This is a genomic window from Aeromicrobium sp. HA, from assembly GCF_027171405.1.
GTDB classification, from domain to species: domain Bacteria; phylum Actinomycetota; class Actinomycetes; order Propionibacteriales; family Nocardioidaceae; genus Aeromicrobium; species Aeromicrobium tamlense.
In genome coordinates this window covers 1,694,359-1,716,612 of record NZ_CP114372.1, presented here as the reverse complement: position 1 = coordinate 1,716,612, position 22,254 = coordinate 1,694,359, and the positions used below count along the sequence as shown (strand labels likewise).

The window sequence follows — 22,254 nt, the reverse complement described above, 5'->3', positions numbered from 1 at the left end:
CCTATCGGGGCGGTGTCTGCGCCGTGGAGGCGAACTGCGCGGCGTACAGCCGCTGGTACGCGCCCTCCGCCGCGATGAGCTCGTCGTGCGTGCCCTGCTCGACGATCCGACCCTGTTCCATGACGACGATCAGGTCCGCGTCGCGGATCGTGGAGAGCCGGTGCGCGACCACGAAGCTGGTGCGTCCGGAGCGCAGGTCGTTCATCGCCGACTGCACGAGGGCCTCGGTGCGGGTGTCCACCGAGCTGGTCGCCTCGTCGAGCACGAGGATCGCCGGATCGGCCAGGAACGCCCGCGCGATCGTGAGCAGCTGGCGCTGTCCGGCGCTCACTCCCCCGCCGTCGTCGGTGATCACGGTGTCGTAGCCGTCGGGCAGCGTGCGCACGAAGTGGTCCACCGAGGCCGCCTGCGCCGCCGCGAGGATCTGCTCCTCCGTCGGGTCGTCGGCGCCGTACGCGATGTTCTCCCGGATCGTGCCCGAGAACAGCCACGTGTCCTGCAGGACGACGCCGAAGTCGTCGCGGAGCTCGCGCCGGCTCATGTCCGCGATGTCGACGCCGTCGAGCGTGATGCGCCCGCCGTCGACCTCGTAGAAGCGCAGCACGAGGTTCGTCAGCGTGGTCTTGCCCGCGCCGGTGGGTCCGACGATCGCGACGGTCTGTCCGGGCTCGGCCACGAGCGAGAGGTCCTCGATGAGCGGCTCGTCGGTGTACGAGAAGTCCACGTGGTCGAAGACGACGCGGCCGCGCAGCGGATCGGGCTCAGGCGCGTCGACGCGATCGGGACGCTCGCGCTCCTCGTCGAGGAACGCGAACACGCGCTCGGCCGACGCCATGCCCGACTGCAGCAGGTTCACCATCGCGGCGACCTGCGTGAGCGGCTGCGTGAACTGGCGCGAGTACTGGATGAACGCCTGCACCGAGCCGAGCGACAGCGATCCGTTGGCGACCCGCAGGCCGCCCACCACGGCGACCAGGACGTAGTTGAGGTTCGAGACGAACATCATGAGCGGCTGGATCACGCCGGAGATGAACTGCGCCCGGAACGACGCCCCGAACAGCTCGTCGTTCGTGGCCGCGAACTCCTCCTCGGCCACCTTCTGGCGGCCGAACACCTTGACGACCTCGTGGCCGGTGAAGGACTCCTCGACGATCGCGTTGAGGCGGCCGGTCTGCGTCCACTGCGCCACGAACTGCGGCTGCGAGCGCTTCATGACGGCGCCGGTGATCGCGATCGCGACGGGGATCGTCACCAGGGCGATGATCGTCAGCAGCGGCGAGATCCAGAACATCATCGCCAGCGTGCCGATCACCATGAGGATGCTCGTGATCATCTGGCTGAGGGTCTGCTGCAGCGACTGCGCGAGGTTGTCGAGGTCGTTCGTGGTGCGCGACATGATCTCGCCGCGCTCCTGCCGGTCGAGGTGCGCGAGCGGCAGGTGGTTGAGCTGGTCCTCCACGTCGTTGCGCAGGTCGGCGACCATCCGCTGGACCACGGTGGTGGCGAGGACGCCCTGGAGCCACATGAACAGCGACGACACGACGTAGACCACGGTGACGATTGCCAGGATCGTGCCGAGGCGGCCCATGTCGATGCCCTCGCCGGGCCTCAGGTCGATGGCGGAGACGAGCTCGGCCAGCTGGTCCTGTCCGTCCGCGCGCAGCGAGGCGACGGCCTCGGCCTTCGTCATCCCCTCGGGGAACTGGCTGGAGAGGAAGCCGTCGAAGATCACGTCGGTGGCGTGGCCGAGGACCTTCGGGCCGATCACCGACAGTGTCACGCCGATGAGGCCGAACGCCGCCAGGGCGAACACCATCGTGCGGTCGCGCAGCAGCCGGCGGAACACGCGGCCGAACGTGGCCTTGAACTCGGTCGCCCGCGCTGGCTTCTGCGGCGCTCCGTGCCAGCTCATCGGGCCTCCTCCGGCGACAGCTGCGACAGGACGATCTCGCGGTAGACCTCGCAGGTCTCCATGAGCTGCTCGTGCGTGCCCGTGCCGACCGCCCGGCCCTCGTCGAGGACGAGGATCCGGTCGGCGTCGCGGATCGTGCTGATCCGCTGGGCCACGATCACCACGGCGGCGTCGCCGGTGACGGGCTTGAGCGCCGCACGCAGGGCCGCGTCGGTGGCGTAGTCCAGTGCGGAGAACGAGTCGTCGAACAGGTAGATGCGCGGGCGCTTCACGATCGCGCGGGCGATCGCGAGGCGCTGGCGCTGGCCGCCGGAGAAGTTCGAGCCGCCCTGGCTGACGGGCGACCCGAGACCCTCGGGCATGGCACGGACGAAGTCCTCCGCCTGGGCGATGCGCAGGGCGTCCCAGAGCTCCTCGTCGGTGGCGTCGGCGCGCCCGAAGCGCAGGTTGTCGGCGATCGTGCCGGTGAACAGCAACGCCTTCTGCGGGACGAGGCCGATCGCGCTCCAGACGTCGGCCGGTCGCACGTCGCGGACGTCGAGGCCGTCGACCAGAACACGCCCCTTCGTCACGTCGAAGAGCCGCGCGACGAGACCGAGCAGCGTGGTCTTGCCGCTGCCCGTCGAGCCCACGATCGCCGTGGTCTCGCCGGGGCGCGCCACGAGCGACACGTCGGAGATGACCGAGCTCTCGGCACCCGGGTAGGCGAACGAGGCGCCGTCGACGTCGACACGCCCCTGCGTGAGCTCGACCGACGGCACCTCCGGGTCGAGGTCGACCGCCGGCTCGGTCCGCAGCACCTCGGTGAGGCGCTCGGCCGAGACCTCCGACCGCGGCCACAGCATGAACATGAAGGTGGCCATCATGACCGCCATCAGCGTCTGGATCAGGTACTGCTGGAACGCGGTCAGCTGCCCGATCTGCAGCTCGCCCGCGCCGATGCGCGAGGCGCCCCACCACAGCGCGAGGACGACCGAGAGGTTCATGATGCCCATCAGGAGCGGGAAGAAGATCGTCATCAGGCGACCCGCGCCGACGGCGACCTGGCGGTTCAGCTCGTTGGCGTGGGCGAAGCGCGCGGCCTCCTGGTCCTCGCGCACGAACGCACGGACGACGCGCACCCCGGTGATCTGCTCGCGCATGATCTGGTTCAGGGTGTCGATCCGCTCCTGCATGAGCCGGAACAGGGGCCGCATGCGCGCGATGATCAGGCCCAGCGAGATCACGAGGACCGGCAGCACGATCAGGAAGACGCCCGACAGCTGCACGTCCTCGCGCAGCGCCATGACGAGGCCGCCGATGCCGGTGATCGGCGCGGCGACCATCATCGTCAGGCCCATGAACAGCAGCAGCTGGACCTGCTGGACGTCGTTGGTGTTGCGGGTGATCAGCGTGGGCGGCCCGAACGAGGCCATCTCGCGGCTGCCGAACGACTGGACCTTGCCGAACACCGCGGCACGAAGGTCGCGGCCCACGGCCATCGCCACGCGCGACCCGACGTAGACGGCGACGACGTTGCACACGACCTGGAGCACCGTCACCGCGAGCATGAGCCCGCCGACGCGCCAGATGTGGCCGATGTCGCCCTGGGCGACGCCCTCGTCGATGATGTCGGCGTTGAGTCCGGGCAGGTACAGGGTGGCCAGGGTCTGGACCAGCTGGAAGAGGCACACCACCAGGACCGGGACCCGGTAGGGCCGCAGGTGGTGGCGCAGGAGCGCGATCAGCACCCGATCAGACTACGAGTCCCAGCAAGAGCACGAACACCAGACCGGACACGGACAGCACGGTCTCCATGAGCGACCAGGTCTTGATGGTCTGGCCGACCGTCATGCCGAAGTACTCCTTGACCAGCCAGAAGCCCGCATCGTTCACGTGGCTGAAGAACACCGAGCCCGCGCCGATCGCGAGCACGAGCAGCGAGACCTCGGGGGTGCTGAGGCCCTCGGCGAGCGGCGCCATGATGCCCGAGGCCGTGACGGTGGCGACCGTCGCCGAGCCCGTCGCCAGGCGGATCAGCACGGCCACGAGCCACGCCACCACCAGCACGGAGAAGTCCGTGTCCTCGACCCAGCCCGCCACGACGTCGGCGATGCCGGTGTCGATGAGGGTCTGCTTGAAGCCGCCGCCGGCGCCGACGATGAACACGATGCCCGCGATCGGACCGAGCGAGGCGCCGAGGCTGTCCATGATCTTCTGCCACTCCATGCCGCCTGCCCGGCCGAAGGTGAACAGCGCCACCAGCACCGAGATCAGCAGGGCGACGAGCGGCGTGCCGATGAAGTCGAGCGTCGACCGCACGATCCCCTCGGCCTCGATGATGTCGGCGACCGTCTTGGCCAGCATCAGCACGACCGGCAGCAGGACCGTGGCGAGCGTCAGCGCGAACGACGGACGCTTCTCGTGGGTCACGGTCTCGTCGGTGGAGAAGAGGTCGGGCGCCGGGATGTCGACCCAGCGCGTGGCGACCTTCGCGAACATCGGGCCGGCGACGATGATCGTGGGGATCGCGACCAGGACGCCGAGACCGAGGGTGAGGCCGAGGTCCGCGTCCAGCGCGTCCACGGCGACGAGCGGACCGGGGTGCGGAGGCACGAACCCGTGCATCGCCGACAGGCCGGCCAGGGCCGGGATGCCGAGCGCGATCAGCGACTTCCCCGACCGGCGCGCCACCAGGAAGATCACCGGCATCAGCAGCACGAGGCCGATCTCGAAGAACATCGGCAGGCCGATGAGCGCGCCGATACCGGCCATCGCCCAGGGCAGCATCCGGTCGGACGACTTCCCGATGATCGTGTCGACGATCTGGTCCGCTCCCCCGGAGTCCGCGAGCAGCTTGCCGAACATGGCACCGAGGGCGATCAGCATGCCGACGCCGGCCACGGTGTCGCCGACGCCCGTGCTGAAGCTCTCCAGCACGTCGGCCATCGGCATTCCGGCCATGGCGCCGACCGCGAGCGAGCCGAGGGTCAGGCTCAGGAACGGGTGCAGCTTGGCCACCGTGATCAGCACGACGATGACCGCGATGCCGATGAGGGCCGCGAGGATCAGCTGGGTCGAGTCGGACATTCAGGCATCCTCCTGGGTGCGCAGCCAGAGCAGGAACGCCGCCGCGATCCGCTCGGGCGTCTCGGTGACGTCGAAGACGACGCCGTTCTCATCGGCCTCGAGTGGCTCGAGGGTGGCCTCCTGCGACTCCAGCAGCGAGGTCGGCATGAAGTGGTCGCGTCCCTCCATGCGGGACAGGATCAGCGCGTGGTCGCCCACGAGGTGCAGGAACACCGTGCGCGGGGCGTGCTTCGTGAGGACGCCGCGGTAGACGCGACGCAGCGCGGAGCAGCTGATCACGCCGCCGGCCTCGTCGTGCTCGGCGAGCCAGCCGCCGATCAGCTCGAGCCAGGGCCAGCGGTCCTCGTCGGTGAGCGCCTGACCGGCCGACATCTTCTCGATGTTGGCCTTCGGGTGGTAGTCGTCGCCGTCGGCGTAGGGGACGTCGGCGCGGTCGGCCACCGCGTGACCCACCGCGGACTTGCCGACCCCCGAGATCCCCATGACCACGACCAGCGGTGGACTCATGGCCCACACGCTACGCCCGGCGCGGGCGCCCGTCGCGTCAGAGCAGGTCGCGCAGCTCCTTGGGCAGCTCGAAGTCGTCGGCCGCGGCGTTCTGGTCGAACCCGAACGCGCCGGCACCGGCGGGCTTCGCGGGCTCGGCCTTCGCGGCCGCCGCGCGCTTGGCCGGGTTGCCCGACACGCGCTTGCCCTTCTTCTTGTTGGCCTGCTTCGGCTGCTTGGCGCCGGCGCGCTTGCCGGCTCCCATGCCGGGCATCCCGGGCATGCCGCCCATTCCCGGCATGCCGCCGCCCTTCGCCATCCGCTGCATCATCTTGGCGGCCTCGAAGAAGCGGGTGACGAGCTGGTTGACGTCGCTGACCTGCGTGCCCGAGCCACGAGCGATGCGGGCGCGGCGCGAGCCGTCGATGATCTTGGGGTTGTCGCGCTCGGCAGGCGTCATCGAGCGGATGATCGCCTTGATCTTGTCGATGTCCTTCTCGTCGAAGTTCGCGAGCTGGTCCTTGAACTGGCCCATGCCCGGCAGCATCCCGAGCATCTTCGTCATCGACCCCATCTTCGACAGGGCCTCCATCTGCTGGAGGAAGTCGCCCAGGGTGAACGAGCCGCCGGCGACCTTCTCGGCCGCCTGCGCGGCCTGGTCGGCGTCGAAGACCTTCTCGGCCTGCTCGATGAGCGTCATGACGTCGCCCATGTCGAGGATGCGCGAGGCCATGCGGTCGGGGTGGAAGACGTCGAACTCGTCGAGCTTCTCGCCCGTGGAGGCGAACATGATCGGGCGGCCCGTGACCGAGCGCACCGAGAGCGCGGCACCGCCGCGGGCGTCGCCGTCGAGCTTGGACAGCACGACGCCGGTGAAGTCGACGCCCTCGAGGAAGGCCTCGGCGGTGCCGACGGCGTCCTGACCGATCATCGCGTCGATGACGAACAGCACCTCGTCGGGCTGCGTGGCCTCGCGGATGTCGCGTGCCTGCTTCATCAGCTCGGCGTCGATCGCGAGGCGGCCGGCGGTGTCGATCACGACGACGTCGTGCAACGAGCGCTTCGCCTCGGCGACGGCGTCGCGGGCGACCTGCACCGGGTCGCCGATGCTCTGGGTGCCCGACTGGGTCTGGGCGGCGCCGACGTTGCCGGCCTCGGGGGCGAAGACCGTGACGCCGGCCTGCTCGCCGACGACCTTCAGCTGCGTGACGGCGTTCGGGCGCTGGAGGTCGGCCGCGACCAGCATCGGCGAGTGACCCTGGGCCTTGAGCCAGCGACCCAGCTTGCCCGCGAGGGTGGTCTTGCCCGCGCCCTGGAGGCCGGCCAGCATGATGACGGTCGGCGGGTTCTTCGCGAACCGGATGCGACGCGTCTCGCCGCCGAGGATGCGGACGAGCTCGTCGTTGACGATCTTGATGACCTGCTGCGCCGGGTTGAGCGCCTGGCTCACCTCGGCGCCGCGGGCGCGCTCCTTGACGTTGGCGATGAACTCGCGGACGACGGGCACGGCGACGTCGGCGTCGAGCAGGGCGACGCGGATCTCACGCGCGACGGCGTCGATGTCGGCGTCGGACAGCTTGCCCTTGCCGCGGAGTCCCTTGAATGCCGACTGGAGCCGGTCCTGCAGCGAATCGAACATAGGTCCCCAGAGTAGCCGAGCACCCGTCAGGCGAGAGCGTCGCTCACCGCAGTCCGCAGGACCTGTGCCGCATCGTCGTCCAGGGCGGCGCCGTCGTCGTCCGTCACGTAGAACACGTCGCGCGCCTCGTCGCCGTACGTGGACAGGTGGGCCGACCGGATGTGGTGCCCCAGCGCGGAGATCGTGCGGCACACCGTCCACACCAGCCCGCGCCGGTCGAGCGTGCGGACCTGCAGCAGCGTGGCCGACTGCTCGTGCGTGTCCAGCACGGCGATCCGCGGCTCGTACTCGTCGCGCTCGAGCCGGTAGGCCAGCCGCTGGGCGAGGTCCTGCCGGCCCTGCAGCACCGGACGGATCCGCTCGGCCAGCGCGGTGGCGTCGATCGACGCCCGCGTGACCTCCCAGAGGCTGGCGGCCACGTCGTCGGCCGTGATGCTGCGGCACGAGCGGATGTCGAGCCCGGCCACCGTGAGCGCGCCGGCGAGGTCGGCCAGGACGCCCTGCCGGTCGGGCACGACGATCGTGACGAGCGAGCCGTCGTGGTGCGCGGTCGCGGTGAGCCGCAGGTCGGCGTCCGGCACCGTGAGGTCGGGCAGCGGCACGTGGGCCGGCCAGCCGGCGTAGTCGTCCGAGGGCGGCGTGGTCGTGCCGCGCAGCCGCGCGCGCACCTTGCCCGCCAGCCCCTCGACGAGGCTGCGCCGCCAGTCGCTCCAGGCCGAGGCGCTCGTCGCGCGGGCGTCGCAGGCGGTAAGGGCGGACAGCAGGTCGAGCGCGTCCTCGTCCGGGACGAACTCGGCCACGTTGGTCACCGTGACGGGGTCCTCGATGTCGCGCCGCGTGGCGATCGTGGGCAGCAGCAGATGTCGTCGGACGAGCCAGCCGATGGTCTCGGCGTCGTGGTCGCCGAAGCCCCAGCGCCGCGCGACGGCCTCCGCCATCGGCTGCCCCACCTCGCTGTGGTCGCCGGGCGCGCCCTTGCCGATGTCGTGGAGCAGGCAGGCCACCGCCAGCACGTCGGGGCGGGCGACGTCGCGGTTGAGCTCGTCGGCGTTCACGACGGCCTCGAGGCTGTGCCGGTCGACCGTGAACCGATGGATCGGCGAGGAGGAGCCCCGCAGCCGGATGCCGGCCCACTCGGGGAAGAACGGGTCGACGAGCCCGGCGAAGTCCAGCTGGAGCCACACCGGCACGAGCCGGCGCCCCGCGGAGAACAGGTCGATCAGCCAACGGTGCGTCCTGGCCGGGAGCGGACCCTCCGGCCAGCTGATCTCGCGCGCCATCCGGTCGAGCGAGGCCTGGTTGATCGGCAGGTTCCGGCGCGCGGCGGTGGCGGCGACGCGGAAGAGCAGCTCGGGGTCGGTCCGCGGTGTGGCGTCGGCCGTCAGGACGATCTCGCCGTCGAGGACACCGACACCGCTGACGATCCGCTCGATCACCGGGCCGCGGCTGCCGATCGAGCGGTACGGGTTGCGGTCGGTCTCGTCGAGGCGGCGCCACGCGCGCGCCGTGAGGTGGTCGAGCCGGCGCCCCACGTCGCGCACGTGCACGTCGAGGTCGGTCGGCGACAGGTCGAGCCGCGCGGCGATGTCGGGCACCAGCTCGGGCACGAGCTTGTCCGTGCGCTTCCCGGCGACCTCGTGCAGGAGGTCACGCACGTCGAGCAGGTCGGCGGTCAGCTGGGCGACCTCGCGGGCGGGGACGTCGACGAGCCACGTCGCGGCGATCGCCCGCAGCAGGACGGCGTCGCGCAGCCCTCCCCCGGAGGCCTTCAGGTCGGGCACCGCCTCGTAGGCCAGCTGGCCCGAGCGCTCGAGGCGCGCGTCGCGGTCCGTGCGCACGGCCGCCAGCTGGCGCCGGGCGTCCCGCCGCCAGCCCGCCATCACGGTGGAGCGCATCGCCACCACCGCGGCGGCGTCACCGGCCACGCAGCGTGCGTCGACGACGCCGATCGCGACGCGGTGGTCCGCCGCGGCCAGCCGCTCCATCTCGTCGAGCGACCTCACCGCGGGGTCGAGCGGGACGTTCGCCTCCCACAGCCGGCCCCAGAGGTCGGCCGCGCGGGCGTCGACGTCGGCCGGGTCGAGGTGGTCGGAGTGGACCAGGACCACGTCGACGTCGCTGTGCGGCGACAGCTGCGAGCGGCCGTAGCCGCCGATGGCCGCCAGGGCCAGGCCGGTCTCGACGTCCCCGGCCACCGCGGCGAACGAGTCGCGCAGCAGCCGGTCCGTCTCCTCCGCCCGGCCCCGGCGAGCCCGGTCGAGCTCCTCGTTCAGAGCGCCGCTTCGTCCGTCTCGCCGGTGCGGACCCGGACGACCGACTCGACCGGGACGACCCACACCTTGCCGTCGCCGATCTTGCCCGTCTGGGCAGCCGACGTGATCGTGGCGACGACGCCCTCGACGTCGGCATCGTCCACGACGACCTCGAGGCGGATCTTCGGCACGAGCGAGACGTCGTACTCGGCGCCTCGGTAGACCTCGGTGTGGCCCTTCTGCTGGCCGTAGCCGCTGGCCTCCGTCACGGTCATCCCGGCCACGCCGGAGGCGGCGAGCGCCTCGCGGACCTCTTCCCACTTGTGCGGCTTGATCACCGCGGTCACGAGCTTCATACGATCATTCTCTCCGTTCTCAGAAGCTGGATCCGGTGGACCCGGCGATGTCGTAGGCGGACTCTCCGTGCTCGGCGAAGTCGATGCCGGTCGTGGCCTCGTCCTCGTCGTCCACACGCCACCCGATCGTGTGCTTGATGGCCAGCGCGATGAGCGTGGTGAAGACCGTGGTCCACACGACGGCGATCACGACGGCCATGGTCTGGTCGACCAGCGAGCCGAGCCCGCCGCCGTAGAGGAGGCCGTCGATGCCGCCCGGGGCGTCGGAGGTGCTGAGCAGGCCGATCAGCAGCGTGCCCACGAGACCGCCGACGAGGTGGACGCCGACCACGTCGAGCGAGTCGTCGAGGCCCCAGCGGAACTTCAGGCCCACCGCCCAGGCGCACAGGGCACCGGAGATCGCGCCGATGGCGATGGCACCGACGATGCTGACCGCGCCGGCGGCCGGCGTAATCGCGACGAGGCCGGCGACGATGCCCGAGGCCGCGCCGAGCGAGGTGGCCTTGCCGTGCAGCAGACGCTCCACCGCGAGCCAGGCCAGGATCGCGGCCATCGTGGCGACGGTGGTGTTCATGAAGGTCACGCCCGTCTCGGACATGAACTGCGCCGTGTCCTTGGCGCCGCCGTCGCCCTCGGTGAAGACGATCGAGCCGACGTTGAAGCCGTACCATCCGAACCAGAGCAGCGCCGCGCCCATCATCGTGAGGGGCAGGTTGTGCGGGCGCATCTGCTCACGCGGCCAGCCGATCCGCTTGCCGATGATCAGCGCGAGGATGCCGCCCGCGATGCCCGCGTTGATGTGCACGACCGTTCCGCCGGCGTAGTCCTGCGCCGGGAAGTGCTCGTGGATGAAGCCGCCGCCCCACACCATGTGGGCGATCGGGAAGTACGAGAACGTCACCCACAGCGGCAGGAAGACCAGCCAGGCCGAGAACTTCACGCGGTCGGCGATCGCGCCGGAGATGAGCGCCGCGGTGATGATCGCGAAGGTCATCTGGAACGCGACGGCGATGTATCCGTCCCAGGCGACGCCGTCGAGGCCGAACAGCTCGAAGGGGCTGGCGAAGAAGCCGCCCACGCTCTGCGAGCCGAAGGACATCGACCAGCCCCACAGGACGTAGACGAGTCCCACGACGGCCGCGGCCGCGTAGGACATCATCATCATGTTGAGGACCGAGCGGGCTCGGGTCATGCCGCCGTAGAACAGGGCGAGCGCGGGCACGGTCATGAAGAGCACCATGGCCGTGGCCATGAGCATCCAGGCGTAGTAACCATCCATGGCCCTCACTGTGGCCGTCGACGGTTTCGCGGAGCCTCCCGCGACATGTCATCTTCGTTTCGACATCCCGCGTCGTGTTACGCGCAGGTTTCGCGGGGTGCGGACCTCAGTCGAGGAGCGCGTCGACGAAGTCCGCCGGCTCGAACGGCGCGAGGTCGTCGGGACCCTCGCCGAGGCCGACGAACTTCACGGGCACGCCGAGCTCGCGCTGCACGGCGATGACGATGCCGCCCTTCGCGGTGCCGTCGAGCTTCGTCAGGACGATGCCGGTGACGTCGACGACCTCGCCGAAGACGCGAGCCTGCGTGAGGCCGTTCTGGCCGGTGGTGGCATCGATGACGAGCAGCACCTCGGTGACGGGGGCCTGCTTCTCCACGACGCGCTTGACCTTGCCGAGCTCGTCCATGAGGCCGGACTTGGTGTGCAGGCGGCCGGCGGTGTCGACCAGGACCACGTCCGCCCCGGTCGTGATGCCCTCCTTCACCGCCTCGAAGCCCACGCTGGCGGGATCGGCGCCCTCGTCACCACGGACGATCGGCACGCCCACGCGGGCGCCCCACGTCTCGAGCTGGTCGGCGGCGGCGGCGCGGAACGTGTCGGCGGCGCCGAGCAGGACGGTGCGGTCCTCGGCGACGAGCACGCGGGCGAGGCGGCCGACCGTGGTGGTCTTGCCGGTGCCGTTGACGCCCACGACGAGCACGACGCCGGGCACGCCGTCGTCACCCGTGCTGCGCAGCGTGCGGTCGAGCGAGGGCCCGACGAGGCCGAGCAGCTCCTCGCGGAGCACCTGCTTGGCGCGCTCGGGGTCCTTGACGCCCTCGGCGGCCAGGCGGGCACGCAGGTTCGTGACCAGCTCGGTGGTGGGACCCACGCCGACGTCGGCCGCCAGCAGGGTGTCCTCGATCTCCTCCCACTGGTCCTCGGTGAGGTCGCCGCCGCCCAGCAGGGACAGCAGGCCGCGGCCCAGGCTCGACTGCGAGCGCGAGAGGCGCGAGCGCAGCCGCGACAGACGCCCGCGCGGCGCCTCGGGACGCTCGATCGTGGGAGCCGGCGGCTCCTCCTCGAGGACGCCGGCCTCGAGCTCCTCGACCTCGTCGAGGTCGACCTCGCGCAGCTCGGGGTGCTCGATCTCGCGCTCGGTCAGCTCGTCCATCACGTCCGGCGGCGGGAGCTCCCGGCGCTGGTTCGCGATGAGGTACGCCAGGCCGCCACCGAGGACGACGACGGCGACGGCGATCAGGACGACAAGGGTCGTGGTGGTCACGGGTCCACCCTAGACAAGCGGACGACGTCGTCGAACCGGGCCAGCACGGCCGGGCTGTGCGAGATCACCACGAGGCTGCGTCCCCCGGGACCCGCGAGGGCCAGGACGTCGTCCATGAGCGCCGCGGCGGTGGGCGCGTCGAGGTGCTCGGTGGGCTCGTCGAGCACCAGCACCCGGTGGTCGGCCAGCAGCAGGCGCGCGAGGCACAGGCGCTGGCGCTCGCCGCCCGAGAGCCGGCCGCCGTGCTCACCCACCGGCGTGTCGAGGCCCTGGGGCATCGCGTCGACCGCCGTCAGCAGCCCGGCGGCGTCGAGCGCGGCGCGCAGGCGCTGGTCGTCCGCCTCCGGGTCGGCGATCCGCAGGTTCTCGCGGATCGACGTGTCGAACACGGCGTCGTCCTGCCCGAGGTACCCGATGCGCGAGCGCACGTCGGCCGCCGTGAGCTCGCTCGTGCCGACCCCGCCCAGCGTGATGGCGCCGTGCCTGGTGGGCAGCAGCCGCAGCAGGGCGTAGGCGAGCGTGGACTTGCCGACGCCGCTCGGTCCGGTGACCGCGATCGTGCCGCCCTCGTCGACCTTGAACGAGACGGGCCGGGTCACCGGTCCGTCCCAGCCCACCGTGACCTCGTCGACCACCAGCACGGACGACGTCGGGAGCGTTCGCGGCGAGCCCGGGTCCGTCACGGGCTGCGGGAGGTCGCCGAGCGCGGCGAGCCGGGCCGCGGCCGCGGTGACCTCGGGACGCAGCCGCTCGGCCTCGGACCAGCCGTCCCAGGGCTCGATCAGCGCGATCGGCGCCAGCAGGACGACGCCCACCAGCACGGGATCGACCCCGCCCGACCACGCCGCCAGGACGGCGACGGTGAGGCCGGCGACGGCGAGCACGACAGCCGAGCCCAGGCCGGCGACGCTCGCTCCGCCGGATTGGGCCGACTGCGCGTCGCGCGTCGCGGACGCTGCGGTCTCACGAGCCCGGTCCGCTGCGCCGAAGGCGACGAGCTCCCGGGCCGCGACCGCAGAGGCGGCGACCTCGGCCGATAGGCGGCCTTGGGCCTCGGAGCGGCCACTGCGTGACGCCCCGACCAGCGCGACGGCTCGTCCCAGGGCCAGCGCGCAGACCGCGACGCCGACGGCGATCACGAGTCCGGACCTCAGGTCGATGGCCGCCACGACCCCGACGACGACCGCCGTGGCGGCCAGACCGACCCACCACGGGATCCGCAGTCGCAGCAGCCGGTCCTGGAGCCGGGCGACGTCGGCGACGACGCGGCTGACGAGGTCGCCTCGACGCAGGTCGCCGAGTCCGGCGGGAGCGACGCGGTCGAGATCGGTGTAGGTCGCCACCCGCTGCTCCACCGCGTCGGCGAGCGCGACGTCGTGCGTGGCGAGGCGCTCGACGTAGCGCAGCACCGAGCGCGAGATGCCGAAGAAGCGCACCGACACGATCGCGACCATGAGGTAGAGCACGGGAGGCTGCTCGGCGGCGCGGACGATGAGCCACGCCGAGGCGAGCAGCAGGCCCACGGCGGCCAGCTGCGCGGCCACGCCGGTGGCGAGGCCGAAGCCCAGACGCGTGCGACGCGAGTACGTGCGGCTCATGCGGCCACCTCCACGACCCGGTCGGCCGCCGCGACGGTCTCGGGTCGGTGGGTCACCACGATGACGGTGGCCCCCGAGTCGCGCAGCGCCGCCAGGACGGTGGCCTCGTGCCGGGCGTCGAGTCCGGCCGTGGGCTCGTCGAGCAGGACCAGCCAGGCACCAGACCGCCGCGCCCGCAGCAGGGCGCGAGCCACCGCGACCCGGCGCCGCTCCCCCGCCGACAGGTCGGTCGTGCCCTCGCGGACGACGCGGTCGAGACCGAGGTCGAGTCCGGCGTCCAGCGCGGCCGACGCGATCTCCTCACGGGAGGCGCCGGGCTGGCCCAGCGCCACATTGTCGGCGAGCGTCCCGGCGACGAGGTGCGGCGTCTGCGGCACCCACGCGACCGACTCGCGCCACGCGGTGACGTCGAGGTCGGCGAGCGGGGTGCCGCCGACCGACACCTCGCCGGCGTCGAGCCGCTCGAACCCGAGCAGCACGTCCAGCAGCGTGGACTTGCCGCCGCCGGAGCGCCCGACCACCGCGAGGAACTCCCCCGGCTCGACCGTCAGGTCGTCCACCGCGAGCGACGTGGCCGTGCGCCCGGGGTGGGTCAGCCGCGCGGCGCGGACGGCGATGGGCGCGGGACCGGCGGGCGGCGCCAGCGTGCCCTCGTGCCGCTCGTGGTCGAGCAGGTCGAGCAGCTCGGCCGTGGCGGTCGCGCCCTCGGTGCTGTCGTGGAACATCGTTCCCACGCGCCGGACCGGCAGGTACGCCTCGGGGGCCAACAGGAGCACGAACATCGCGTCGCGCAGCTCGAGGTGTCCCTCGACGACCCTCAGGCCCACGCTCACGGCCACGAGCGCCACCGAGATCGTCGCGATGAGCTCGAGCACCAGGGACGAGAGGAACGCGAGACGCAGCGCGCGCATCGTCTCGAGGCGGTGTCGGTCGCCGACCTCGCGGAGGCCGCGCTCCTGGCGGCGGCCGAAGACCTTCAGCACGACGAGCCCGTCGAGCACGTCGGTGAAGTGCCGGGCCAGCCGCTCCATCGCGGCCCAGCGACGCTCCACGCGGTCGCGGGTCAGCACGCCGACGAGCCACATGAACACGCCGATCAGCGGCAGCGTGACGACGATGATGACCGCCGAGAGCAGGTCGGTCCAGGCGATGACCGCGATGACCGCGGTGGGCACGATGACCGCGAGCGCGAGCTGGGGCAGGAACCTCCCGACGTAGCCGTCGAAGGCGTCCATGCCGGGGCCCAGCAGCGCGACGAGGCGACCGCTCTCGGGTCGTGCTCCGACGCGGCGGGGGTCCAGCAGGTCGTCGACGACCTCGGACCGGAGCTCGGCCTTCACGCGGATCGCGGCGCGCTCGCTCACGACGCCGTGGGCCCACGCGATCGCGGCCCGCAGGCCGAACGCCGCCGCGATGACGAGCGGGAGCAGCAGCACCTCACGGCCGTCGAAGCGACGGGACACGACCTCGGCGATGCACCACGAGACGCCGATGATGAGCACGGCGGTGAGCGCGCCCAGGGCCACCGACCACACCAGGTGGGTGCGGACGGTGGCCGAGCGGCGGACCAGCCGGGGGTCGAGAGGTCTCACGCCGGGATGTGCTGCACGCCGATGCGCTTGCGGAACACCCAGTACGACCACGACTGGTAGATCAGCACGATGGGCGTGAACGCCACCGCGACCCACGTCATGATCTTCAGGGTGTACGGCGTCGACGACGCGTTCTCGGTGGTGAGGCTGAACGCCGGGTCGAGCGTCGACGGCATGACGTCGGGGAACAGCGAGACGAACAGCATGATGACGACGCCCGCGATCGCGACGGCCGTGCCGACGAAGGCCCAGCCGTCCCGCTCGGCGTGACTCGCGGCCAGCGCCCCGAGGAACGCCACCGCGGCGACCGCGCCGATGATCCAGACGGCCGGGTCTCCGTCACGCGCGGCCGTCCAGCCGATGAAGGCCACGGCGAGGAGCGCGGCGACGACGCCGACCCGCTGGGCGAACGCGTGGGCCCGCACCCGGATGTCGCCGACGGTCTTGAGCGCCACGAAGATCGCGCCGTGCGTCAGGAAGACCGCGGTGGTCATGACCCCGCCGAGCAGCGCGTACGGGTTCAGCAGGTTGAAGAAGCCGCCCACGTACTCGTGCGACTCGTTCAGCGGCACGCCGCGGGCGATGTTGGCGAACGCCACGCCCCACAGCAGTGCGGGGAGGAACGAGCCGACGATGATCGCCCAGTCCCAGCGGTCGCGCCAGGCCTGGTGCTCGCGCAGCCCGCGGTACTCGAACGCGACCCCGCGGATGATCAGCGCCACGAGGATGAGGAACAGCGGCAGGTAGAACCCGCTGAACAGCGTGGCGTACCACTCGGGGAAGGCGGCGAACAGCGCGCCGCCGCCGACGATGAGCCACACCTCGTTGCCGTCCCACACGGGACCGATCGTGTTGACGAGGACGCGGCGCTCCTTCTCGTCCTTGGCCAGCAGGCCGACGAGCATGCCGACCCCGAAGTCGAAGCCCTCCAGGACGAAGTACCCGACGAACAGGAAGGCGATCAGGATGAACCAGACGGTGGTGAGTTCCATGGCGGGTCTCCTCAGTACGCGAACGCCAGCGGGCGGTCGGAGTCGTCGTCGTGCCGGGGCGGGTTCGCGTCGGGCAAGCCCTTGCCGATGTAGCGCAGCAGCAGCTTGACCTCCACCACGGCCAGTGCGCCGTACAGCAGCGTGAAGCCGATCATCGAGGTCCAGACCTGCGCGGCGGACACCGACGGCGAGACGCCGGCCTCGGTGGGCATCAGGCCGAACACGACCCAGGGCTGGCGGCCCATCTCGGTGAAGATCCAGCCGAACGAGTTGGCGAACAGCGGCAGCAGGGGCAGCACGATCGCGGTCGCCAGCAGCCAGCGGGTGGAGCGGGCACCCTGCCGGGGCAGCCGGCCCTTGCGCAGGGTCCACAGGATCCAGGCGCTCGCGGCCATCGCGGCGAAGCCCAGGCCCATCATGAGGCGGAAGCTCCAGTACGTGACCGGGATGTTCGGCGAGAAGTCGGTGAGGCCGGAGTCGGCGTAGGTCTCGGCATACTCGGCGTTGAGGGAGTTGATCCCGCGCACCTCGCCGTCGAAGCTGCCGGTGGCCAGCTGCGACAGCAGGCACGGCACCTCGAGGCTCCACAGCGGCTTCGAGCCGTCGAGCGTGCCGATCGTGAACACCGAGAACGGCGCGCACTCGTCGGCGTCCTCGTAGAGCGCCTCGGCGGCGGCCATCTTCATCGGCTGGACCTCGGTCATGACCTTGCCCTGGATGTCGCCGGTGATGACGACGCCGATGCCGGCGATCAGGAGGGTGACGGCGCCGAGCCGCGCGGCTCCGCGGAACGCGTCGGCGTCCCGCTCGGGACGGCGGATCAGGTGCCACATCGCGACGGCGGCCACGAAGCCGCCGCCGACCATGAACGCGGCGAACAGGGTGTGGGGCACGGTGATCAGCGCGACCTTGTTGGTCAGCACCGCCATGAAGTCGGTCAGCTCGGCCCGTCCGCGCTCGGCGTTCATCGTGTAGCCGACCGGGTTCTGCATGAACGAGTTCGCGGCGAGGATGAAGTAGGCCGAGAGCGCCGTCCCGATCGCGGCGATCCAGATCGTCATGAGGTGCAGTCCGGGCTTGAGCCGGTCCCAGCCGAAGATCCACAGACCGAGGAACGTCGACTCGAGGAAGAACGCGAGCAGACCCTCGATGGCCAGCGGGGCGCCGAAGATGTCACCGACGAAGCGGCTGTAGCTGCTCCAGTTCATGCCGAACTGGAACTCCTGCACGATGCCGGTGACGATGCCCATCGCGAAGTTGATGAGGAAGAGCTTCCCGAACAGTCGGGTCAGGCGGAGCCACTGCTCGTTCCCCGTTCGCCACCACACGGTCTGCATGATCGCCACGAGGAACGCCAGGCTGATCGTCATCGGGACGAACAGGAAGTGGTAGACGGTCGTGATGCCGAACTGCCACCGGGCGAGGTCGAGTGCTGTATCCACACGGGTCCTTCCGACGTCAGGTCACTCCGTTGTGACCTGCCTGCCCGTGATGCTAGGAGTCCGGAGGGTCAGGAACTCCGGCTCAGACAGCGCTTGTGAGAGTTGTCACAAGCGGCTCGAGCACCGCCCGGATCTCGTCGGGAAGCGGGGTGACCGTGCGGTCCTCCCCCGTCACGTAGACGTGCACGAAGCGGCCGATCGCGGCGGGCTTGGGATCCTCGCCCTGGTACAGACCGATCTCGTAGACCACGCTCGAGGTGCCCAGCTTCGTGACCGCCAGACGGGCCTCGACGTCGAGCGGGAACCGCAGCTCGCGCTTGAACTGGCACGACGTCTCCGCCACGATCCCGTAGGCCGGCAGCCGGCGGATGTCGACGCCGGTCTCGCGGATGAGGTAGCCGTTCACGGCGGTGTCGAAGTACGAGTAGTACTTCACGTTGTTGACGTGGCCGTAGACGTCCTCGTCCTCCCACCGCGTGGTGATCGTGTAGGTGCCGGGGCGGCTCATGCGGACTCCTCCTCGCGCAGGCGCTGGCTGATGACGGCCGACACGCCGTCGCCGCGCATCGTGACGCCGTAGAGGGCGTCGCAGACCTCCATCGTGCGCTTCTGGTGGGTGATGACGATGAGCTGCGAGTTCGCGCGCAGCTCCTCGTAGATCTCGAGCAGGCGCCCGAGGTTGGTGTCGTCGAGCGCGGCCTCGACCTCGTCGAGGATGTAGAACGGGCTGGGCCGCGCCTTGAACAGCGACACCAGGAACGCCACGGCCACGAGCGAGCGCTCGCCTCCTGATAGCAGCGACAGTCGCTTGACCTTCTTGCCGGGCGGGCGCGCTTCCACGTCGATGCCCGTGGAGAGCATGTCGGACGGGTCGGTGAGGACGAGGCGTCCCTCGCCGCCGGGGAACAGCCGCGAGAACACGTCGTTGAACTCGCGTTCGACGTCGGTCCAGGCCTCGGTGAAGACCTGCTCGACCTTCGCGTCGACCTCCTCGACGATCTCCAGCAGGTCCTCGCGCGTCTTCCTCAGGTCGTCGAGCTGCTCGGAGAGGAACTGGTGGCGCTCCTCGAGCGCGGAGAACTCCTCCAGCGCGAGCGGGTTGACCTTGCCGAGCATCGCGAGCTCGCGCTCGGCGGTCTTGAGGCGCTTGGACTGCTCGGCGCGGTCGAACGGGATGGGCTCGATCTGGCCGGACTCGTCGGCCTGTCCCTCGACGCCGATCGGCAGCACCATCTGGTCGGGGCCGTACTCGGCGACCAGGGTGTCGGGCTCGATGCCGAGCTCCTCGAGCGCACGCTCCTGCAGGCTCTCGAGGCGCAGTCGCAGCTGGGCGCGCGCCATCTCGTCCTTGTGCACGGAGTCGGTGAGGCCCTCGAGGTCGGACGACAGTCCGCGGACCGTGGAGCGGGCCTCCTTGAGGCGCTGGTCGCGGTCGGCGCGGGAGTGCTCGATCTCGACGCGGGTGCGCGTGGCCTCGGCGTACGACTCCTCGAGGCGCTGCAGCGTGGTCTCGGCGGCACGCAGCACCGCCGTGGCGGTCTCGGCCTCGCGGCGGCGACGCTCGGCGCGCAGTCGGGCGCGCTCGCGGGCCTCGCGCTCGGCCTCGGCGGCCTCGAGCAGGGACTGGACCTGGGCACCCAGCGCCTTCGCGCGCTCCTCGGCGGTGCGCAGCGCCAGGCGCGCGTCGGTCTCGGCGCGGCGGGCGCCCGAGGCGGCCTCGGCGAGGCGCTCCATCTCGGTGGTGTCGGGCTCGACGTCCGGGGCCTCCTCGGCCGCGGTCAGTCGCTCCTCGAGCTCGGAGAGGCCGGCGACGTCGCGGTCGCGGGCCTCCTCGGCGGCCACGATCGAGGCCTGGAGGCGCTCGGCCTCGGCGGCGGCCGACCGGCTGGTGGTGCCCAGCTGGGCCAGCTTCTCGGCGACGGCGGACATCGAGGCGTCGGACTCGTGCAGGCGCGCCAGCGCGGCGTCCACCCGGTCCTGCGCGGCCTCCGCCGCGGTCTTGGCCTTCTCGGACTCGAAGCGCAGGGTCTCCAGCTCGCGACCGGTGCGCTCGATCGTCTCGGTGGCCTCGTCGATCGCGGCGGTGACCTCGATCAGGCTGGGCGCCGAGCTGGACCCGCCCTCAGCGAAGTGGGCGCCGACGCGGTCGCCGTCGGCGGTGACGGCAGTGACGTCGGGCAGTGAGGCGACGAGCTGCTTCGCGGCGGCGAGGCCGTCGACGACCGCGACCTTGTGCAGCAGCCGGCGCAGCGAGCCGCGCAGCTCGGCCGGCGCCTCGACGAGCGACTCGGCGTAGACCGCGCCGTCGGGCAGCGCGGGCCAGTCGTCGGTGGAGACGTCGCCCGAGCCCAGCAGCAGGCCGGCACGGCCGAGGTCCTCCTCACGCAGCAGGTGCAGGGCGTCGATCGCGGAGTCGACCCGGTCGACGGCGACGGCCTCGGAGGCCGAGCCGAGGGCGGCGCCGACGGCGGCCTCGTGACCGCCGCGCACCGTGATGAGCGCCGCGACGGAGCCCAGCAGGCCGTTGAGGCGGTCGGACGCGGCCAGCAGGGCGCCCGAGCCGTCCTTGCGGTTGAGGCCCAGCTCGAGGGCCTCCTTGCGCGCCGTGGCGGTGGCCACGCGGCGCTCGAGCTCGTCGCGCTTCGTGGTGAGCTCGGCGACGGCGGCCTCGGCCACCGACAGCGTCTCCTCGGCCGCCTCGAGCTCCTCGTCGAGCCCGGACTCGCCGGCGCTCAGCCCGGCGATCGTGCTCTCGAGGGCGCTGAACTCGCGCTGCGACTCGTCGGCGCGCTGGCGGGCCTCGGCCTGGGCGGCGGTGAGGCGCCCGATCTCCTCGTCGGCGGCAGCGGCACGGCTCTTGAGCCCGTTGACCTGGCCGTGCAGCCGGGCGAGGCCCTCGCGACGGTCGGCGGCGGCGCGCAGCAGGCCGGCGATGCGGCGCTCCTCGGTGGAGTACGCCTCCTCGGCCTCGCCGCGACCGGCGATCGTGGCTCGCAGCGCCTCGGCGGACGTGGCGACGTCGGCCTCCAGCTCGACGAGCCGCTCCTGGGCGCGACGGGCGTCGGCCTCGAGCTCCTCGGGATCGCGGCCGTCGACCCGGTCCGAGGAGTCGTCGGCAGCCAGGCGGATGCGGTCGCGGGCGACGTTCGCGGTGCCGTGGAACCGCTCACGCAGGCTGCCGAGGGCGTAGACGGTCTCCTGCGCACGGGTGAGCAGCGGGGCGTCGGCGGCGAGCGCCTGCTCGAGCTCGGCCTCGACGGTGCGGGCGTCGGCGAGCGCTTTCTCGACCTCCTCGCGACGGGCGCGCAGCGCGTTCTCGTCGGCGAGCTCGGTCTCGATCGTGGTGCGAGCCGCGACGATGTCGTCGGCCAGCAGGCGGGCCCGGGCGTCGCGCACGGTGGCCTGGATGCCAGCGGCGCGACGCGCGACCTCGGCCTGGCGGCCGAGTGGCTTGAGCTGGCGGCGCAGCTCGGTGAGCACGTCGTTGAGGCGCGTGAGGTTGTCCTGCGTGGCGTCGAGCTTGCGGAGCGCCTTCTCCTTGCGCTTGCGGTGCTTGAGGACGCCCGCGGCCTCCTCGACGAAGCCGCGGCGCTCTTCGGGCGTGGCCCGCAGCACCGAGTCGAGCTGGCCCTGACCGACGATCACGTGCATCTCGCGGCCGATGCCGGAGTCGCTCAGCAGCTCCTGGACGTCGAGCAGGCGGCACGTGTTGCCGTTGATCGCGTACTCGGACCCGCCGCTGCGGAACATCGTGCGGCTGATCGTGACCTCGGCGTACTCGATCGGCAGCGCGCCGTCGGAGTTGTCGATCGTGAGGACGACCTCGGCGCGGCCCAGGGGCGCGCGGCCGGCGGTGCCGGCGAAGATGACGTCCTCCATCTTGCCGCCACGCAGCGTCTTGGCGCCCTGCTCGCCCATGACCCACGAGAGGGCGTCGACGACATTGGACTTGCCGGAGCCGTTGGGGCCGACCACTGCGGTGATGCCCGGCTCGAGCGCCAGCGTCGTCGACGAGGCGAAGGACTTGAATCCCCGCAGCGTGAGGGTCTTCAGATACACGCGGCCAGCCTAGTGCCTGCGATGGCGGCCACCGCAGGGGAAACGCCGCTGGGGGTCAGCGAGCAGCGGACTCGAGCAGCTCGGCGAGGTCACCGTCGTGGACGGTCTCGGCGAGCCGGGCGAGGAGGCCGTCGTTCTCGGCCTTCATCCGCAGCACCTCGTTCTCGAGGTCGCTGATCCGGCGGCGCAGGACCGCGACCTCGTGAGCGTGCTCAGGGGACGGGCCACCGACGTAGCCGTACAGCGCTTTGGCCATGTTCATCCTTGTTCAGGAGAGGTGGGATTCGACGGGCAGCGCGGGCGCTGCGCGTCTA

The 22,254-nt window shown here is 71.5% G+C and carries 16 protein-coding genes; all 16 read right to left on the bottom strand.

What is annotated here, in order from left to right; genetic code table 11:
* Nucleotide 1: 1 nt before the first annotated feature.
* Nucleotides 2-1,912: an ABC transporter ATP-binding protein gene (locus O3S82_RS08400; protein WP_179424431.1), complete on the bottom strand. Its 1,911-nt coding sequence runs from the start codon at nt 1,910-1,912 to the stop codon at nt 2-4.
* Nucleotides 1,909-3,642, bottom strand: coding sequence for an ABC transporter ATP-binding protein (locus O3S82_RS08395; protein WP_269306970.1), 1,734 nt, complete (start codon nt 3,640-3,642; stop codon nt 1,909-1,911). The genes O3S82_RS08400 and O3S82_RS08395 overlap by 4 nt, the downstream gene beginning before the upstream one ends.
* Nucleotides 3,643-3,646: 4 nt before the next feature.
* Nucleotides 3,647-4,981: a GntP family permease gene (locus tag O3S82_RS08390; RefSeq protein WP_269306969.1), complete on the bottom strand. Its 1,335-nt coding sequence runs from the start codon at nt 4,979-4,981 to the stop codon at nt 3,647-3,649.
* On the bottom strand, nt 4,982-5,488 hold the full coding sequence (locus O3S82_RS08385) for a gluconokinase (RefSeq protein WP_179424434.1): 507 nt from the start codon (nt 5,486-5,488) through the stop codon (nt 4,982-4,984).
* A 37-nt stretch (nt 5,489-5,525) separates the two neighbouring features.
* On the bottom strand, nt 5,526-7,106 hold the full coding sequence (gene ffh / locus O3S82_RS08380; protein ID WP_179424435.1) for a signal recognition particle protein: 1,581 nt from the start codon (nt 7,104-7,106) through the stop codon (nt 5,526-5,528).
* 26 nt (nt 7,107-7,132) lie between these two features.
* The gene (locus O3S82_RS08375; protein ID WP_269306967.1) at nt 7,133-9,442 is read right to left on the bottom strand and encodes a [protein-PII] uridylyltransferase; all 2,310 of its coding nucleotides are present in this window, start codon (nt 9,440-9,442) and stop codon (nt 7,133-7,135) included.
* Nucleotides 9,376-9,714: a P-II family nitrogen regulator gene (locus tag O3S82_RS08370; RefSeq protein WP_179424437.1), complete on the bottom strand. Its 339-nt coding sequence runs from the start codon at nt 9,712-9,714 to the stop codon at nt 9,376-9,378. The genes O3S82_RS08375 and O3S82_RS08370 overlap by 67 nt, the downstream gene beginning before the upstream one ends.
* Nucleotides 9,715-9,733: 19 nt before the next feature.
* Nucleotides 9,734-10,993 carry an ammonium transporter gene (locus tag O3S82_RS08365; protein WP_269306963.1) on the bottom strand — a complete coding sequence of 420 codons (1,260 nt, stop codon included), beginning with the start codon at nt 10,991-10,993 and terminating at the stop codon, nt 9,734-9,736.
* A gap of 106 nt (nt 10,994-11,099) precedes the next feature.
* Nucleotides 11,100-12,257 (bottom strand): signal recognition particle-docking protein FtsY, encoded by a 1,158-nt coding sequence (gene ftsY / locus O3S82_RS08360; RefSeq protein WP_179424439.1) that lies wholly within the window; start codon nt 12,255-12,257, stop codon nt 11,100-11,102.
* A complete protein-coding gene (gene cydC / locus O3S82_RS08355; protein WP_269306952.1) occupies nt 12,254-13,855 on the bottom strand; it encodes a thiol reductant ABC exporter subunit CydC in 1,602 nt (533 codons plus the stop codon). Before cydC ends, ftsY begins: the two co-directional genes overlap by 4 nt.
* Nucleotides 13,852-15,447 carry a thiol reductant ABC exporter subunit CydD gene (gene cydD / locus O3S82_RS08350; protein ID WP_269306949.1) on the bottom strand — a complete coding sequence of 532 codons (1,596 nt, stop codon included), beginning with the start codon at nt 15,445-15,447 and terminating at the stop codon, nt 13,852-13,854. Before cydD ends, cydC begins: the two co-directional genes overlap by 4 nt.
* Nucleotides 15,444-16,439: a cytochrome d ubiquinol oxidase subunit II gene (gene cydB / locus O3S82_RS08345; protein ID WP_179424442.1), complete on the bottom strand. Its 996-nt coding sequence runs from the start codon at nt 16,437-16,439 to the stop codon at nt 15,444-15,446. Before cydB ends, cydD begins: the two co-directional genes overlap by 4 nt.
* 11 nt (nt 16,440-16,450) lie before the next feature.
* Nucleotides 16,451-17,881 carry a cytochrome ubiquinol oxidase subunit I gene (locus O3S82_RS08340; protein WP_269306947.1) on the bottom strand — a complete coding sequence of 477 codons (1,431 nt, stop codon included), beginning with the start codon at nt 17,879-17,881 and terminating at the stop codon, nt 16,451-16,453.
* Nucleotides 17,882-17,963: 82 nt separating this feature from the next.
* On the bottom strand, nt 17,964-18,389 hold the full coding sequence (locus O3S82_RS08335) for an acyl-CoA thioesterase (protein WP_269306945.1): 426 nt from the start codon (nt 18,387-18,389) through the stop codon (nt 17,964-17,966).
* Nucleotides 18,386-21,940: a chromosome segregation protein SMC gene (gene smc, locus O3S82_RS08330; protein ID WP_269306942.1), complete on the bottom strand. Its 3,555-nt coding sequence runs from the start codon at nt 21,938-21,940 to the stop codon at nt 18,386-18,388. Before smc ends, O3S82_RS08335 begins: the two co-directional genes overlap by 4 nt.
* Before the next feature lie 55 nt (nt 21,941-21,995).
* Complete coding sequence (locus tag O3S82_RS08325; protein ID WP_179424446.1) at nt 21,996-22,196, bottom strand: hypothetical protein; 201 nt, start codon at nt 22,194-22,196, stop codon at nt 21,996-21,998.
* Between the last annotated feature and the right edge of the window lie 58 nt (nt 22,197-22,254).